We start from the raw sequence: 17,528 nt of genomic DNA on the forward strand, positions 1-17,528 counted from the left end.
TCTTAAATAAAATCGTTATTCTTCAGCAGGTAACTCTTCATCTGTTTCAACAATTTTCTCAAGCCCAGATAGTTTCTCACCTTCGCCCAAGTTAATCAGCGTCACACCTTGCGTTGCGCGGCCTAGCTCGCGAATTTCTTTCACACGCGTACGAATCAGCACGCCGCCTGTAGTAATCAGCATGATTTCATCATCTTCATTCACCAGTTTGGCTGCGACAACTAAACCGTTACGCTCACTCACAGCAATTGCCTTAACGCCTTGTGTACCACGACCAGAGTGACGGAAATCAGCCAGCACTGTACGTTTGCCATAGCCATTTTCAGTCGCAACCAACACTGTTTGTTGATCATTATCCGCAATTAACAATGACAACACTTGTTGTTTAGCCGCCAACTTCATACCGCGAACACCACGTGTTGCGCGACCCATTGGACGTACGTCATCCTCAGTAAACCACACGGCTTTACCACCATTGGAAACCAACACAATATCGTTTTTACCGTTGGTCACTTCTGCACCGATTAAGTAATCATCATCATCCAAGTTAATGGCGATGATGCCTGATTTACGTGGGTTCGCAAATTCACTCAATGCAGTTTTCTTAACGGTACCGCGTGCAGTTGTCATGAAAATAAAGTGATTTTCGTCAAACTCTTTCACCGCTAAAATCGCGTTGATTTTTTCACCTTCTTCAAGCGGGAATAGATTAACAATCGGTTTGCCACGGCCAATACGACTACCTTGCGGTACTTCGTAAACTTTCAACCAATACACACGACCACGGCTTGAGAAGCACAGAATGTAATCATGTGTATTCGCCACAAACATTTTGTCGATAAAATCATCTTCTTTAGTCGGAGCAGCTTGTTTACCACGACCACCGCGACGCTGAGCGCGATACTCATCCAACGGTTGTGATTTCACATAACCGGTATGCGATAGCGTGACCACCACATCTTGCGGCGTAATCAAATCTTCCAGTGATAAATCTTGCGCATTTGCGACAATTTCACTGCGACGTTTATCGCCAAATTGCTTACGAATTTCAGTTAACTCATCAGTAATCATCGTTGTCACGCGTGAAGCATTGGCTAAAATATCCAACAAATCAGCAATAATATCCATCACCTCTTTGTATTCAGACACAATCTTATCTTGCTCAAGCCCAGTTAAGCGTTGTAGACGCATTTGCAAGATCTCTTGCGCTTGTACATCGCTTAATCGGTAGCCATTGGGTGTTAAGCCAAAATCGACACTTAAGCCTTCTGGACGTGACGCTTCCATCGCAGCACGTTTCAGCATCTCTTCCACCACTGGAGATTGCCATGTTTTAGCCATCAAAGAAATTTTTGCTTCTGGCGGCGTTGGTGCAGCTTTAATTAACGCAATCATCTCATCTACATTTGCCAGTGCAACTGCCAGACCTTCCAATACGTGACCACGTGCGCGGGCTTTTTTCAGCTCAAATACGGTACGACGTGTAATCACTTCACGGCGATGACGTAAAAACGCTTCTAACATTTGTTTTAGGTTAAGTAAACGTGGCTGACCATCTAACAAAGCCACCATATTCATACCAAACGTATCTTGCAATTGCGTTTGCTTATATAGATTATTCAGCACCACTTCTGCAATCTCACCGCGTTTCAGCTCAATCACCACGCGCATGCCCGATTTATCGGATTCATCGCGTAAATCAGAAATACCTTCGATTTTTTTCTCGTTAACTAATTCAGCGATTTTCTCAACGAAAGTTTTCTTATTCACTTGGTATGGTAATTCGTCGACGATCAACATCTGACGACCACCACTTTTATCCATGTCTTCTACATGGGTACGACCACGCATCACCACACGACCACGGCCGGTGCGATAGCCTTCTTTCACGCCAACCGTGCCGTAAATAATGCCAGCAGTTGGGAAATCTGGCGCAGGTACTAATTCAATTAGCTCTTCAATCCCCGTTTCAGGGTCTTTAAGTAGCGCAAAACAGGCATCTAATACTTCGTTAATATTATGTGGCGGGATGTTCGTCGCCATGCCCACAGCAATGCCAGAACTACCATTGATTAGTAGATTTGGGATACGTGCCGGCATGATAAGCGGCTCATTCTCACTACCATCATAGTTAGGGCCAAAATCGACGGTTTCTTTATCAATATCCGCTAATAACTCATGCGCAATCTTCGACATACGGATTTCCGTATAACGCATCGCTGCTGCATTATCGCCATCGACAGAGCCAAAGTTACCCTGACCATCGACCAGCATATAACGCAAACTGAAATTTTGCGCCATACGAACAATCGTGTCATACACCGCAGTATCGCCATGCGGATGATACTTACCGATCACATCACCAACGATACGCGCAGATTTTTTATACGGCTTGTTGTAGTCATTGCTCAGCTCATGCATCGCAAATAAAACGCGGCGATGCACAGGTTTTAAACCGTCACGCACATCAGGAAGCGCACGCCCTACGATCACGCTCATGGCGTAATCAAGGTATGAACGGCGCATTTCATCTTCTAGGCTGATTGGTAGGGTTTCTTTAGCGAATTGATCCATTAGATTTTCCGTGAATTAAGCTTTTTATGATGGCCTGTAGATGGCTGCTTTTAATTTTTAATGCGTCGATTTTAACACGTTTAACCAGTGTTATTACAGTGTTATTCTCCATAGAAAACGCTTGTAAGACATTAAAACAGTGATGAATGAAGTGGTGATTAGATTGTAAAACCAAGCTTAAGATTATTTAAACGCATCACTGGCAACATCATCGCATTTTGCCTGATTTAACTGGTTAACTTTCAAAAGTTAACCCTCAAAAACACTTAAAAATGCAAATCCGCTTTCAAGTCTTCTACATGTTCTAAACCCACCGCTATTCGCACTAAGTTATCCTTGATTCCGGCTTCTAGCCTTGCTTCTGGTGAGATACGACTGTGAGTGGTTGTGGCTGGGTGTGTAATCGTGCTTTTAGCATCGCCTAAATTGGCAGTAATAGAAATTAGCTCCGTCGCATCAATCAGCGCCCAAGCGGCCTCTGTCAAAGTCTGGCCAGCTTTAGGCTTGACTTCAAAAGTGACAATGGCCGCACCACTTAGCTGCTGTTTTTTCGCTAACGCATACTGTGGATGCGAGGCTAATCCAGGATAATAAACACGTGCAACTTGCGGTTGTGTTTCAAGCCACGTTGCTAATTCCAAAGCTTTACGCGCATGCGCTTCCATACGGATATGCAGCGTTTCCAATCCTTTTAAGAACACCCACGCATTAAAAGCACTCATGGTCACACCTGCTGTACGCAAGAATGCATATACAAGTTCCATTAAAGTTTTGCTGCCCAGCACAGCTCCGCCCAAGCATCTGCCCTGCCCGTCAATATATTTAGTAGCGGAATGGATAATGATATCTGCACCTAAATCTAATGGCTTTTGAATAGCCGGCGTGCAAAAGCAATTATCAACCACCAAATAGGCATTTGCTTGATGCGCAATATCTGCCAACACTTTGATATCGCATATTTCAGTGAGCGGATTGGAGGGCGTTTCAACAAAAAACAATTTAGTTTTAGGCTGAATTGCGGCTTGCCATTCAGATGGGTCTGTCAGCGACACAAAAGTGACTTCCAAGCCCCAACGTTTAAGAATATTGCCGAATAGTTGAACACTTGTACCAAAAACACTACGCGACGCTACAACGTGGTCGCCAGCACTGCATAAACCCATCACACAAGCCAAAATTGCTGACATACCACTGGATGTTGCTACGCATTGCTCTGCGCCTTCCAATGCGGCCAATTTGTTTTGAAACATGGTGACAGTTGGATTAGTAAAGCGCGAGTAGATATTACCTGGCTCTGTACCACCAAAACGTGCCGCTGCCTGGGCGGAATTTTTAAATTTAAAACTTGAATTTAAAAATAAAGCTTCCGAGTTCTCTCCAAACTCAGTCGTCTCTGTACCAGCACGTAAACTTAAAGTCTCAGGATGATAGGTTTTCTGTGTCGTCATAATGTCAAATCACTTAAATAGTTAAGCTTAATATACTTAGGTTAAATATTTGGGCGTTAAAAAACCCGAGTTAGCTAAAGAATAAGCTAAAACGGGTTTTGGCTCTCGCTTTAGCAGAATTTATTATGCGCCCGCAAGCTGAGTAAGGCTTTGTTTAAAGTTGGCCACTCAAATCAGCGCAATTACATTTAACGCCCTTAACATGATCATGTCAAGCAGATTGCTGATTAAAAAATCAGATAGTGCTTTGGTACCCATCACTTTCAACACTACATTTTACAGCTGACTTAGCCCCCTGAAAGCGATGACCCAAATGGGTATCTGCTGACCAAATATAAACTTAAGAAATCTGCTCTACGGCCTCATCTTCTTCAGCATCAATTAAATTTAAATCCAACTGTGTACTTGAGTTACTGGGCTTTTGTTTTTTATTAAAATCACCACGTGCAGATTCAATACGATTCAAATAAGCAGCATCTACATCACCTGTCACGTACTTACCGTCAAAACAACTGCTATCAAATACTTTCATTTTAGGATTTAAATTAGCAATATCATGTATCAAAGCATCTAAATCTTGATAAATCAGCGCATCTGCACCAATCTCCTGACAAATTTGCTCGTCTGTACGGCCAGTCGCTAACAACTCATCACGGCTTGGCATATCAATGCCGTACACATTGGGGAATCTTACTGGTGGTGCTGCGGAAGCGAAGTAAACTTTATTTGCGCCTGCATCACGTGCCATTTGCACAATTTGTTGCGATGTTGTACCACGAACGATGGAGTCATCGACCAACAGTACATTTTTTCCTTTAAATTCAATCCCAATAGGATTTAATTTCTGACGCACGGACTTTTTACGTAGGGCTTGACCTGGCATGATAAAAGTACGGCCAATGTAACGATTTTTAATAAAGCCTTCACGATAATCTAAGCCCAGCGTAATGCCGAGTTGTAGCGCACTTGGACGACTAGTATCAGGAATTGGAATCACCACATCAATTTTTAAATGACTCCATTCGCGTTTGATTTTTTCAGCCAAACTTGTGCCCATATCTAACCGTGTTTGATAGACCGAAACACCATCAATCACAGAATCTGGGCGCGCTAAATAAACATACTCAAAAATACAAGGTGTTAATGTCGGTGCTTCTGCGCATTGGCGGCTAAATAGATTGCCATCCATATCAATAAATACCGCTTCGCCTGGCTCAACATCACGCATCAGCTGAAAACCTAAAACATCTAGCGCCACACTTTCAGATGCAACGATATATTCGGTGCCTTTATCGGTGTCTAGTTTGCCAATCACTAACGGACGAATGCCATTCGGATCGCGAAACGCCAATAGGCCAAAATTGGCAATCATGGCAACGACTGCGTAAGCACCTTTACAACGCTTGTGTACCCCAGAAACTGCATCAAATGCCATGTCTGTATTTAATACTGCATTGCGTGAGGTTTTCTCGATTTCATGTGCAAGCACATTTAATAACACTTCAGAATCTGAACTGGTATTGATATGGCGTAAATCCTGGCGAAACATTTCTGATTTTAACTGTTCAGAATTGGTTAAGTTGCCGTTATGGCCCAACACAATACCGAATGGCGAATTGACGTAAAAAGGTTGTGCCTCTGCCGCGCTAGAAGAACCTGCAGTTGGATAACGCACATGTGCTATGCCAGCATTACCGACCAAGCTACGCATATGGCGCGTTTGAAATACATCTTTTACCAAGCCATTATTCTTGTGCATAAAAAACGTATTTCCGTCACAGGTCACAATACCTGCGGCATCTTGACCGCGATGTTGCAATACGAGTAAACCATCATACAAAAGTTGGTTAACTGGATTTTTGCCGACAATGCCTAAAATTCCGCACATAAATTGAGTGTCCTTAATTAAACGGTTTTAATACTGTGTAACTTAATACTATCTAAATAATGAATTTAGTTAATCGTATTTAACATGCTTAGCGACAGTTTGCGGCATCCACGGTAAGGCTGTTTTCACAAGCGCCTCAAGCGGCGAACTGAACATGGCATTTGTCCAACGATTGTCCTGAGGAAAGCTCGTTAAGCCCGCTAAAAATACTAAAACACAAACAATGAATAGGCCTTTTGCAAAACCAAATAATGCGCCAAAAAACCGATTAAGCCAACTTAAACCAATTTTATTAATGATGCTGGAAAGCGCGATGGATAATAAAGCAACCACCAGCAACACGCCCAAAAATAATATTAAAAAAGCGGCCAAAACACGTAATTGGTCATTTGGAATATCTTGCGGTAATAAAGGTATTAACTGCGTAGCATACGTTTTAGCGACATAAAAAGCCGCAAACCAACCAATGATGGATAACATTTCGCGCACTGCACCACGCATCATACTAATGACAATTGAAATGCCGACAATGATTAATACGGCGTAATCAAAACTTGTCATGTTTTAAAAAAGCCTATTTGAACCGCCATTATTGACTGACCACCATGCCAGTAAGTCCAGCGTCTTTGATATTCTGCAAGGCGATAGCGGCGTCATTACGCTCACCCAATAATTGTGTGCGTAGACGAATTTTTTTACCTTTTGCGGTATCTATCTTTTCAGTTTGTGATTTGTAACCTAAATCGGTTAATTTGGCTTGCAGCTTTTTAACATTCGCCTCATCTGAAAACACACCAATTTGTACATAGAATTTTGCGTTTGACGTACTTTTTTTGCTATCAGTTTTTGGTGTTTCAGTTTGTTTAACGGCAGGCAGTTTAACTGCTGCTTTTTGATTGTCGTTACTTTTAGATTCAACTTGTGGTTTAGGCGATGCTTCAGCATCATCTTCTGCAGTTTCTGATTGATCAGCAGATTGTTGCGTAATTGAATCTACTGACTCTTCGCTAAATGGCACTGTATTAGACGGTACTATATTAGAATCAAAATCAGACACTTCAGGCAAAACGGCAGGCTTGTTATCGTTCAACGTAATCGTCACTTCATCAGCAGGTTGCTTATTAGAACGATCTTTTAATATCATTGGCAACACAATCACCATGAATAACACCAGTGCAATCGCGCCCACTAAACGGCGTCTTGCACGTTTTTTCAAGGTTAACTCTTGATCATTTATGTCTTTTTGCATGTTTCACTTTCAGGCAACTGTTTAGCAATAACTTTTTATGGGGTTGATGTACTATTTTGCAATACCGTGTTCATCGCATCTGCAACCGTATAGAAGGAACCAAACACGATTATTCTATCATTTTTGGTCGCGGTTTTACAGGCTGAAATAAGCGCAGACGAGACATCCGCAAATGAGTTAACCACTGATTTCGGGTCATTTTTTATTAACTTTTGATTCAAATCAAAAGCTTTTGCGCCACGCGGACTATGATTATCCGCAATAAACCACTGCTGAATATTAGGCGCTACTGCCTTAATAACACCATCGATGTCTTTGTCTGCCAACATCGCAAATACCGCGAATGTTTTTCCCACACAAGGTGTCATTTGCAAGTTATGCGCAAGTGAAATGGCTGCGTGCGGATTGTGTGCAACATCCACAATAATAGTCGGTTGCGATTGAATTTGATAAAAACGACCGATTAAAGTCACCGATTGAAATGCCGCATGAATATTAGTCGGCAACACAGGCAAAACATTATTTAAATATTGCGTCGCACAAACTACACACGCGGCATTATTCAGTTGAAAATCGCCATGCATACCCAAATTAGGCAGCGTTAATTCAAAGCCTTCTGCCAAATATTGCCAATGCTGCGTTGTTTTTTTTACACTAAAATCACGGTTAATTAAACGTAGTGGCGCATGCACTTTTGCAGCGTAATCAATCAAGCTTTGCGGTGGATTTTCATCGCCACAAATGGCTAATGCACCGTTGCGAAAAATGCCAGCTTTTTCAAAACCAATTTTCTCACGCGTATCGCCCAAATAATCCATATGATCCAAGTCAATCGTTGTCACAATACTGCAACGGGGATCAAAAATATTCACCGCATCTAGCCTGCCGCCCAAACCCACTTCTAAGATAACCACATCTAAATGTGCCTGACAAAAATGCCACATAGCCGCTAATGTGCCAATTTCAAAATAAGTTAAGGCGATATCGCCACGCGCTTGTTCAATAGCTTCAAAAGCAATACACAAATCGTCATCAGAGATTTCAAGGTCATTCACACGCACGCGTTCGTTGTAACGCATCAAATGTGGCGAAGTGTAACAACCGACGCGGTAACCCGCCTCAATATAAACTTGGCTTAATAGCGCGCAGGTAGAACCTTTACCATTGGTGCCAGCAACCGTAATGATGGGAAATGTTGGTTTTAGTTGTAGATTTTTGGCAACAACATCAACTCTGTCTAAGCCCATTGCGATAGCTGTGGGATGTTGCGCTTCGATGTAAGCCAACCATTGTTTTGCATTGGTTGGCTTAGATTGGATATTGGTCACGTTAGGCCGTACTTTAACAATTCAAGAAAAATTTAAGATAATTAAAATCAGCCAACTTAAAACTTAAGCTGCTTTAGGCAACTTCATTAAGCCAGATAAAATATTCGCTAATCGTTGGCGCATTTCACGGCGATCAATAATCAAATCTACAGCACCATGCTCGACTAAAAACTCTGCTCGCTGAAAGCCTTCTGGCAATGTTTCACGCACAGTTTGCTCAATCACTCTTGGCCCGGCAAAGCCGATTAACGCGTTCGGCTCGGCAACAATCACATCGCCTAACATCGCAAAACTAGCCGAAACGCCACCCATTGTTGGGTCAGTTAACACTGAAATGTAAGGCAATCCAGCCTGTGAAAGCTTAGTTAATGCAGCGCTAGTTTTGGCCATTTGCATCAGCGATAACAAACCTTCTTGCATACGCGCGCCGCCGCTGGCAGAAATACAAATAAAAGCAGCTTTATTCTTAATTGCAGCATCAATTCCGCGTACAAATCGCTCGCCAACCACAGAACCCATCGAACCGCCCATAAACTTGAACTCAAACGCTGCAACCACCACAGGCACCGTATGAATGCTGCCTTGCATAACGATTAAAGCATCTTTTTCGCCCACTTCTTTTTGGGCTGATTTCATGCGATCCGCATAGCTTTTGCTATCTTTAAATTTTAACGGGTCAATCGGCTCAACATTCGCGCCAATTTCAATACGTTTTTCTGTTTTAGAATCTGGATCTAAAAGTTGGTTAAGTCTAGCTCGTGCACCAATACGATTATGGTGCGCGCATTTTGGGCAGACTTCTAAATTCGATTCTAAATCCGTTTTATACAACACAGATTGGCACGAATCACATTTGCTCCATAAACCTTCTGGCACATTTTTCTTATTAACGACACCAACAACACGTTGAATTTTTTGCGGAATTTTTTCTAACCAACTCATTTTTTACTCCTTAAGCATCAATTGCTTGACGCAATTCAGCCACTAAATTACTGACGTTTGTTAATAAATTATCATCTGTCGAATTTTCTACAACCTGCACCATGCGACTCCCCACGACGACCGCATCTGCAAACGCAGCTACATTTTTTGCGGTAATAGAATCTTTCACACCAAAACCCACGCCAATCGGCAAATTGGTTTTTTGTTTAATCTCTGCAACACGCGCTTTTACTTGCTCTACATCTAAATTTGCAGATCCTGTCACGCCTTTAAGCGACACATAGTACAAGAAACCGCTAGCTTGACTTACAATTAAATCCACACGTGCCGCATGGGTTGTTGGCGATAATAAAAAGATACTATCCATGCCATTTGCTTGCAATTGACTAATAAATTCTTTGCATTCTTCCGGTGGATAATCAACCGTGATCACGCCATCGACACCAGCAGCTTTAGCTGATTGGGTAAACTTCTCAACACCCATCGCTTCAATCGGATTGGCATAACCCATTAATATAACGGGTGTTTTGTCATCAGTTTTCCGAAACTCTGCTACTAAACTTAACACTTTATTTAGGCCAACTTTATGCACCAATGCACGCTCACTCGCGCGCTGGATCACTGGGCCATCTGCCATTGGGTCAGAGAATGGAACACCCAACTCAATCATATCTGCACCACTTGACACCATTGCATGCATTAAGTTAACGGTATGATCTGGGTGCGGATCACCCGCTGTAATGTAAGGAATTAACGCCTTTTTATGGATCGTTTTTAGATGGGAAAATACGGTTTGAATGCGTGACATAGATTTAAATTGGCAATTGATTCGGAGAGAGTTGGAAATTGAAAAGCACTAAATCAGGCAAGGCGCGAACAAAAAATAAAAACGAAGCATATGTTTTATATGTGAGTTTTTGGTTTTTTGTGAAGTAACACAGCATGATGACGGGATTTTCGATTTACAAAGTGATGTTGGCTAGTTTGGCGACGGTATTAATATCTTTATCACCACGACCAGATAGATTAACCAAGATAATTTCATCTTTACGCATGGTTTTAGCCATCTTCTCTGCATGTGCTAAAGCATGGCTGGATTCTAATGCAGGAATAATACCTTCTGTACGACATAAGCTGTGAAAAGCTGCCATCGCTTCATCATCGGTAATCGCTACATATTCTGCACGCTTAATGTCTTTTAGCCACGCGTGTTCTGGTCCAACGCCTGGGTAATCCAAGCCAGCAGACACTGAATGTGTTTCTACAATATTGCCATCTGCATCCTGCATCAAATAAGTACGGTTACCATGTAAGACACCCACTGGGCTATTCGTTGTAAGCGGCGCTGCGTGCATGCCAGAATCTAATCCGTGCCCTGCCGCTTCAACACCAATCAAGCGCACATTTGGCACATCAATATACGGATAAAATATACCCATCGCATTAGAGCCACCGCCAACGCAAGCCACCACCGCATCGGGTTGACGACCAACCATTTCCTGCATCTGTTGCTTGGCTTCAACGCCAATCACCGCTTGAAAATCACGCACCATCATCGGGTAAGGATGTGGGCCAGCAACTGTGCCGATGATATAAAAAGTATTTTCAATATTGGTTACCCAATCACGCATCGCTTCATTCAATGCATCTTTTAACGTTTTTGAGCCACTTTCAACTGGTACAACAGTTGCGCCAAGCAGCTTCATTCTATACACGTTTGGCGCTTGGCGTTTGATGTCTTCGGAACCCATGTATACCACACATTCCAAGCCCATTCTGGCGGCAATCGTAGCAGTAGCGACACCATGTTGCCCGGCACCGGTTTCAGCAATCACGCGCGGCTTGCCCATGCGTTTGGCTAATAACGCCTGCCCAACGGTGTTATTCACTTTGTGGGCGCCAGTATGGTTCAAGTCTTCACGCTTTAAGTAAATTTGCGCACCACCTACTTTGTCAGACCAACGTTTAGCATGATAAATCGGGCTTGGACGGCCAACAAAATGTTTAAGATCGTGGGCATATTCAGCCAAAAAAGTCTCATCGAAACGATACTTTTCATACATCACACGCAACTCTTCAAGCGCTTCGATTAATGTTTCCGCTACAAAAGTGCCGCCAAATTGACCAAAATGACCACGTGCATCAGGCATGTCATATACTTGCATGTCATTTACTCCCACCTAAAATTCCTCATTTGTTTTGCCACTTACATTCACAGCCTGCATAAAATCCGCAATCTTTGAGACATCTTTTATGCCTTTGCTTACTTCTACACCACCACTTACATCGACCGCATAAGGCTGCACTTGCTTAATCGCATCTGCTACATTTTCAGCAGTTAAACCGCCGGCTAAAATAATTGGCATTTTTAAGTTTTCTGGAATCAATTTCCAGTCAAATACATGGCCTGTGCCACCAAAAGCAGCTTCTGAATAAGTATCCAGCAATAAGGCTTTTGCGCTGCTAAACTCAACTTCGTATTGTAACAAATTAGTATCATTTTTTACGCGAATTGCCTTTAGATAAGGTAACTTTATTCTTTCACATTCCGCGGCATTTTCATCACCGTGAAATTGCAAGATATCGATGTGCACTTGCGACAACACTGCCTCGATTTCGGCTGTTGTTGCATTGACGAACAAACCAACAACACTGACAAAAGGCGGAATCGCCGCAACAATTTGTTGCGCTTGAGTGATGGTGACACAACGCGGACTGGACGCATAAAACACTAATCCAATCGCATCAGCGCCATATTTGATTGCACTCCGCGCATCTTCAGCATTAGTAATGCCACAAATTTTGACTCTTGTTCTCAACTTAACACTTTCTTTTGATTAATATTTGAACTGAATAACCTTGCTGTAGCCCTTAAAAGAGCGTAATTAACACATAAAGTTTAATTGGCGTTGCGTATTGGGTAAAGAATATTTGGCATCATAAACCACACCAGTTAAATATAGACCGTTAGGCGAAAAAGTAGGTGGCGATAAAGTCCGATTTTTTTCCGCTAATAAGCTTTTAATCCATTCTGGCGGATATTTTCCGTTGCCAACATAAATAAGCGCACCAACCATATTACGCACTTGATGCTGCAAAAAAGCATTGGCTGAAAAATTAAATATAATCGATTCGCCATGCGTTGCGATTGTGGCCTTTGTTAAATTTCTGATTGGCGTTTTGGCTTGGCATTCACTGGCACGAAAAGCACTAAAATCATGCTCCCCCTGCAAATAAACAATGGCAGCTTGCATTGCCGCAACATCTAACGGCGAATGATACCAGCCAGCTTTATCTGCAAAAATCGCCGATGCTGTAGGTTGGTTAATCAATAAATATTGGTAATGTCGCTGTGTGGCAGAAAAGCGTGCGTGAAAATCCTCATCCACATGATGCGCCCAAATAACACGCACCGTTGCTGGCAAAAAAGCATTCACGCCGCGTACCCAAGCAGTTAACGGTCGAGTCACTTCTGTTTCAAAATGCACCACTTGCATCAGCGCATGCACGCCTGTATCCGTACGCCCGGCAGCATGTACACGCACAGATTGCTCAGCAATATGCTCAATGGCTTCTTCTAAACTGTCTTGTACGCCGCATTTCTGTGGCTGACTTTGCCAACCGCAAAAATGCGCACCATCATATTCCACACCTAAGGCAATACGCATTTAAACCAAAACCTTCATACAATATCGATTATTGCAAAACTAATGGAATTAGACGGATGCGTAATGATGTTCATTATGGAGATAAATTCAAACATTTTAGCGCATTCTAAGAATCTATAAAGCTAAGCTCAACAAAAAAGCCGAGCAACTAACCCGGCTTTTTATTGGCTTAACTTACAATTAAAATCTTAACGATTAAAATTAAGCAATTTTTGCTAAAAGTGCTTCAGCTCGCTTACGTTGATTTAAGCTGCCTTCTTTAAGCACTTCGTCCAACAATTCTTTAGCACCCTCTTTGTCATCCATATCCAAATAAGCAGCGACTAAATCCAATTTAGTTTCAATCTCAATAGGTTCATCAACAGATGAATAAGCAGCCGCACTATCAGTAACGGCATCTTCCATTTCTAAATTGATGGTTGATAAATCAAAAGTATTAACAGTGGCTTCTTCATCGTCAACGTAACTAGCGGCTTCAGGTGACAAGGTACTTAAGTCAAAATTAAAGTCTGTTTCTGCAGCTACATTTTCATCTAACAAATCAATTTTATCCACATTTAACGCATGTAAATCTGGCTCATCAATTTTTGGAAATTCAATTGATTCTGAAGCATCTTTTATATTTACAAACTCTATTTCGCTTGTATTTTTATTTGCATTAATCTCATCTAAATCAGACGCTGCATCTAACTCATCTTTTGGCGTATTGAAACTGGACATATCCAAACCTGGCATTGTGTGTCCGAAAGCCGAATCTGAGTCTGCCAATTTAGTCTCGGCTGTTGTTTCAAGTTTGCTTGATAACTGCCCAAAATCAAAATCTAAGACTTCGTCAGTTTTTACTAATTTTGAAATTCTTTCAGCTTCGCTTTCAGATATTGTCGGTATATCTAATTTAGATTCATTTGCATCTGACAGCGTGTTAAATGCTAAATCATCTGAACGAATGGCGTCCAAATCACTGGCAACATTTAAGGTATCGGTGTCATCTAAATTTGCAGACCTTAAGTTTTCTTGCTTAGAGGGGCTTTCAGAATTTAAATTTAAACTATCTAAATCAAAGTCGAACGCATCTTTTGAAGTTGCTGAGTCTTTTAGTAATGCCTCGTTGTCAAACGAAAAGTCTAAATCTGTTTCACTCGCTATTGGAGAATCAGAAAAGTCATTAGCATCTAATTTTTCACTCGAAGCTCTTTCACTCACATTTGAATGCGCAGTATTGACTTGATAAAGTGGATTACTTGGTTCCAACTTTTGACCGATTTCAGACACTTTTTCCCATGTTGGATCTTCTGCACCAAGTGTTGTGTAAAGCTCACCTGCTATGGTTTCGAAAGCAGAAACGTTTTTGTTTGCCGCATACATTTCCAATAATTTAAGATGCAACTCATAGCGTTTAGGCTCTTTTGAAATCGCATCTTTTAGAATTTCTTCTGCCTGTGCATCACGCCCATAAGCCATATACACTTCAGCTTCAGCAATCGGATCAACATCATTTGTGTCAATCATGCCGCCATTCGCACTTTGAGAAAAGTCGGTCAAGAATGAAGTGTCACCAGTATCTACACTAGAACCGGACGTATTACCAAAAACAGTATTGGCTTTAAGACCACCTGAAGTCATAATGCCTTGTTCAAAATCTGCCAAATTGCGCTTACGTTTGTTCCGTAAAAACAACCATCCGCCGCCCAATAAGATTAATAAACCAGCAACGCTTCCGACTAAAGGTAAATCTAGCTCGTCTAATATGCTTGGCTCGGCAATTGGCTCAAGCGCAACAACTGGTGCAGGGTTAACTTTTACTACAGGTTTATTTGCCTCGGTAGTTACAACTGGTGGCTCAACTTTAACTGGCTTGTCATTAACCGATTCGGCTGGCACAGCCTCTACAGGCGCTGGTGTTTCTGCTACAACTGGATTAGCTTGCTCTGCATTACTTTTATCTTGTGCTGCTTGTAACTCCGCCTGTTTTTGTATTTCTGACATTGCACCATTTTTTAAAGCGAGTAACTTTTGCATGTCATCTATTTGTTTTTCTAAGGCAGCCGTTTTATCTTGTGCCTCTTTCACGCTTTTTTCGCGTGCGGTAGATTCCTCCTGCAAAGCAGTAATTTTAGCCTGCAAAAACTTTACATCTTCAGCTTCCTTTTTTGTTAAAGTTGCCTCACCGGCTGAAAGCTTAACAACATCTTTAGGCCCTGCTTGCGCCGGTAGCGACTTATCTTCAGCCGCACTTTTAATTTTTCCATCAGCCGATTGTGTACTTGCTTCAGAGTCACCAGGCTCTGATTCAGCCACAATTCCCGCTAATTTATTACGGTATGCATTCCAATTTGCGGACTGCACTTTCACTTCTTTTGATGCCTGTTGGCGTGAGACAGAAGCTAATTCTTGCTCGCTCGGCTGGCGAATGATTCTTCCTACTTTTAAGCGGTTAATATTTTTACCATCAAATGCATTAGGATTTGCTTGGTATAAGCCAATCAACATTTGATCAAGACTAATACCTTCCGGCTTCATGTCACGCGCGATTTTGGCTAATGAATCCCCACGTTGGGTCACATACTCTTGTCCTGAAGATTCATTTGAAGCTTCAGACTTTACATTTGCAACTGGTTTTGCACGATTATTACGATTTGAGTTTCTACTTTGTGTCGCTGTACCTGTCGCGGCAGAATTAGTTGACCTAATTACAGGTGCTTGCGTCGTTTGACCTGAAGTAGCTGGGCTATATGAATCCGCAGCGGCTTCACCAATATAACCAGGCGGATCTAGCAATACGGTATATTCACGTAAAAGCCGCCCAGAAGCCCAATCCACTTGGATGAGCATATCTAAAAATGGCTCACTAATAGGTTGTGACGATTTTAATTTTAAGGTAGAAGTGCCAGACGCGTTTTTGACGATTTCAATTTTGATGGTCTTGTGAGAAGCCGGACGCTCTATGCCTTGATTTGCATAAGCTTCTTCAGAAGCGATATTAGCGACAATACTATTTAATTCATCGGGTGTAACTGACAGCAATTCAATTTCAGCTCTTAGTGGTTCGCCTAATCCAGAATTCACATTTAATTTGCCTAAACCTGCGGCAAATACTGAAATTGGTATTAATGCCATGCATAAAGCAGCTGTCATTTTCTTTAGTTTTGAGCTGTGCACTATTCCACCCTTAAATATTTACTTAATATTGCAATAACAAAAATAACATCAATTAGTTAGAGTTGCAAGCTCATCATACACATTATATGTGCTAGCTATGTGGTTGTAAGTGCTAATTGTTGGTTTTTATCAACGTTAATTTTCATTACAAGCAATTAGCGTTCGATTAATATGCGCAACATGCGTCTTAATGGTTCAGCCGCGCCCCATAGCAACTGATCGCCCACAGTAAATGCGGACAAATAATCGTTGCCCATATTTAATTTACGCAGACGTCCTACTGGTGTAATAAGTTTGCCTGTTACAGTTGCAGGAGTTAATGCTTGCATGCTGATTTCACGCTCATTTGGAATGACTTTTGCCCATTCATTCGCTTCGGCTAGCATTTGGTTGATCTCATCTAATGGCACGTCTTTTCTAAGCTTAATAGTCAAAGCTTGGCTATGGCAACGCATCGCGCCAATACGCACGCAAAGTCCATCAATGTGGATAGGATTAGCCTCGCGACCTAAAATTTTATTTGTCTCAACACCGCCTTTCCATTCCTCTTTGCTTTGCCCATTGCCTAGATCTTTATCAATCCATGGGATTAAGCTGCCAGCCAGCGGTACTCCAAAATGCGCTTTAGGGAATTTTTCATCACGCAAAGTACCTGCAACTTCACGATCAATATCTAAGATCGCCGATGCTGGATCTTTTAGCAAATCACTGGCAGCAAGATGCGCCTCACCCATTTGTTTGAGTAATTCGCGCATATTTTGGGCGCCGGCACCCGATGCTGCCTGATAAGTCATTGAAGTAGCCCACTCAATCAAATCAGCTTTAAATAAGCCGTTCAATGCCATTAACATGAGTGAAACGGTACAGTTTCCGCCCACCCAGTTAACATTTCCTTTTGAATAGGCATCTTGAATAAGCGCCATATTTACTGGATCCAAGATAATTACCGCGTCTTTTTCCATGCGCAATTTGTTTGCCGCATCAATCCAATGCCCTTTCCAGCCCGCAGAGCGCAATGCTGGAAAGACTTCAGCGGTGTAATCACTGCCTTGACAAGAAATGATGACATCCATCACTTTTAAATCAGCAATATTTTTTGCATCTTTTAATGATGCTGAGTCTTTACCAATATTTGGCGCTTTACCACCAATTTGAGAAGTCGTGAAAAATTGTGGCTCAATGAGCGCAAAGTCATTTTCTTCCATCATGCGTTGCATCAGCACGGAACCAACCATGCCACGCCAACCTACAAATCCAACTTTTAACATTTTG

13 protein-coding genes are annotated in these 17,528 nt (G+C 42.0%); all 13 read right to left on the reverse strand.

Going from position 1 to position 17,528, the window contains the following annotated elements:
• Nucleotides 1-15: 15 nt before the first annotated feature.
• Nucleotides 16-2,574, reverse strand: coding sequence for a DNA gyrase subunit A (gene gyrA / locus METVE_RS0111360; protein ID WP_020168607.1), 2,559 nt, complete (start codon nt 2,572-2,574; stop codon nt 16-18).
• Nucleotides 2,575-2,840: 266 nt separating this feature from the next.
• Nucleotides 2,841-4,022, reverse strand: a complete 1,182-nt coding sequence (locus METVE_RS0111365; protein ID WP_020168608.1) for an O-succinylhomoserine sulfhydrylase — start codon at nt 4,020-4,022, stop codon at nt 2,841-2,843.
• Between the two features lie 340 nt (nt 4,023-4,362).
• Nucleotides 4,363-5,910 carry an amidophosphoribosyltransferase gene (gene purF / locus METVE_RS0111375; protein ID WP_020168610.1) on the reverse strand — a complete coding sequence of 516 codons (1,548 nt, stop codon included), beginning with the start codon at nt 5,908-5,910 and terminating at the stop codon, nt 4,363-4,365.
• A gap of 69 nt (nt 5,911-5,979) precedes the next feature.
• Complete coding sequence (locus METVE_RS0111380) at nt 5,980-6,471, reverse strand: CvpA family protein (RefSeq protein ID WP_020168611.1); 492 nt, start codon at nt 6,469-6,471, stop codon at nt 5,980-5,982.
• Between the two features lie 28 nt (nt 6,472-6,499).
• Nucleotides 6,500-7,159, reverse strand: coding sequence for an SPOR domain-containing protein (locus METVE_RS0111385; RefSeq protein WP_020168612.1), 660 nt, complete (start codon nt 7,157-7,159; stop codon nt 6,500-6,502).
• A 35-nt stretch (nt 7,160-7,194) separates the two neighbouring features.
• On the reverse strand, nt 7,195-8,487 hold the full coding sequence (gene folC / locus METVE_RS0111390; RefSeq protein ID WP_020168613.1) for a bifunctional tetrahydrofolate synthase/dihydrofolate synthase: 1,293 nt from the start codon (nt 8,485-8,487) through the stop codon (nt 7,195-7,197).
• A gap of 63 nt (nt 8,488-8,550) precedes the next feature.
• Complete coding sequence (gene accD, locus METVE_RS0111395; RefSeq protein ID WP_020168614.1) at nt 8,551-9,429, reverse strand: acetyl-CoA carboxylase, carboxyltransferase subunit beta; 879 nt, start codon at nt 9,427-9,429, stop codon at nt 8,551-8,553.
• Nucleotides 9,430-9,439: 10 nt separating this feature from the next.
• A complete protein-coding gene (trpA, locus tag METVE_RS0111400) occupies nt 9,440-10,237 on the reverse strand; it encodes a tryptophan synthase subunit alpha (protein WP_020168615.1) in 798 nt (265 codons plus the stop codon).
• 154 nt (nt 10,238-10,391) lie between these two features.
• Nucleotides 10,392-11,594, reverse strand: a complete 1,203-nt coding sequence (gene trpB / locus METVE_RS0111405) for a tryptophan synthase subunit beta (RefSeq protein ID WP_020168616.1) — start codon at nt 11,592-11,594, stop codon at nt 10,392-10,394.
• Between the two features lie 15 nt (nt 11,595-11,609).
• Nucleotides 11,610-12,248 carry a phosphoribosylanthranilate isomerase gene (locus METVE_RS0111410; protein ID WP_020168617.1) on the reverse strand — a complete coding sequence of 213 codons (639 nt, stop codon included), beginning with the start codon at nt 12,246-12,248 and terminating at the stop codon, nt 11,610-11,612.
• Nucleotides 12,249-12,314: 66 nt separating this feature from the next.
• Nucleotides 12,315-13,097 (reverse strand): tRNA pseudouridine(38-40) synthase TruA, encoded by a 783-nt coding sequence (truA, locus tag METVE_RS0111415; protein ID WP_020168618.1) that lies wholly within the window; start codon nt 13,095-13,097, stop codon nt 12,315-12,317.
• A gap of 201 nt (nt 13,098-13,298) precedes the next feature.
• Entirely contained in the window at nt 13,299-16,214 is a 2,916-nt protein-coding gene (locus METVE_RS0111420) for a FimV/HubP family polar landmark protein (protein ID WP_232415330.1), read from the reverse strand.
• A 197-nt stretch (nt 16,215-16,411) separates the two neighbouring features.
• Nucleotides 16,412-17,524 carry an aspartate-semialdehyde dehydrogenase gene (gene asd, locus METVE_RS0111425; protein WP_020168620.1) on the reverse strand — a complete coding sequence of 371 codons (1,113 nt, stop codon included), beginning with the start codon at nt 17,522-17,524 and terminating at the stop codon, nt 16,412-16,414.
• Nucleotides 17,525-17,528: the final 4 nt, after the last annotated feature.

The sequence above is a fragment of the Methylotenera versatilis 79 genome (assembly GCF_000384375.1).
In the GTDB taxonomy this organism is placed as follows: Bacteria; Pseudomonadota; Gammaproteobacteria; order Burkholderiales; family Methylophilaceae; genus Methylotenera_A; species Methylotenera_A versatilis_B.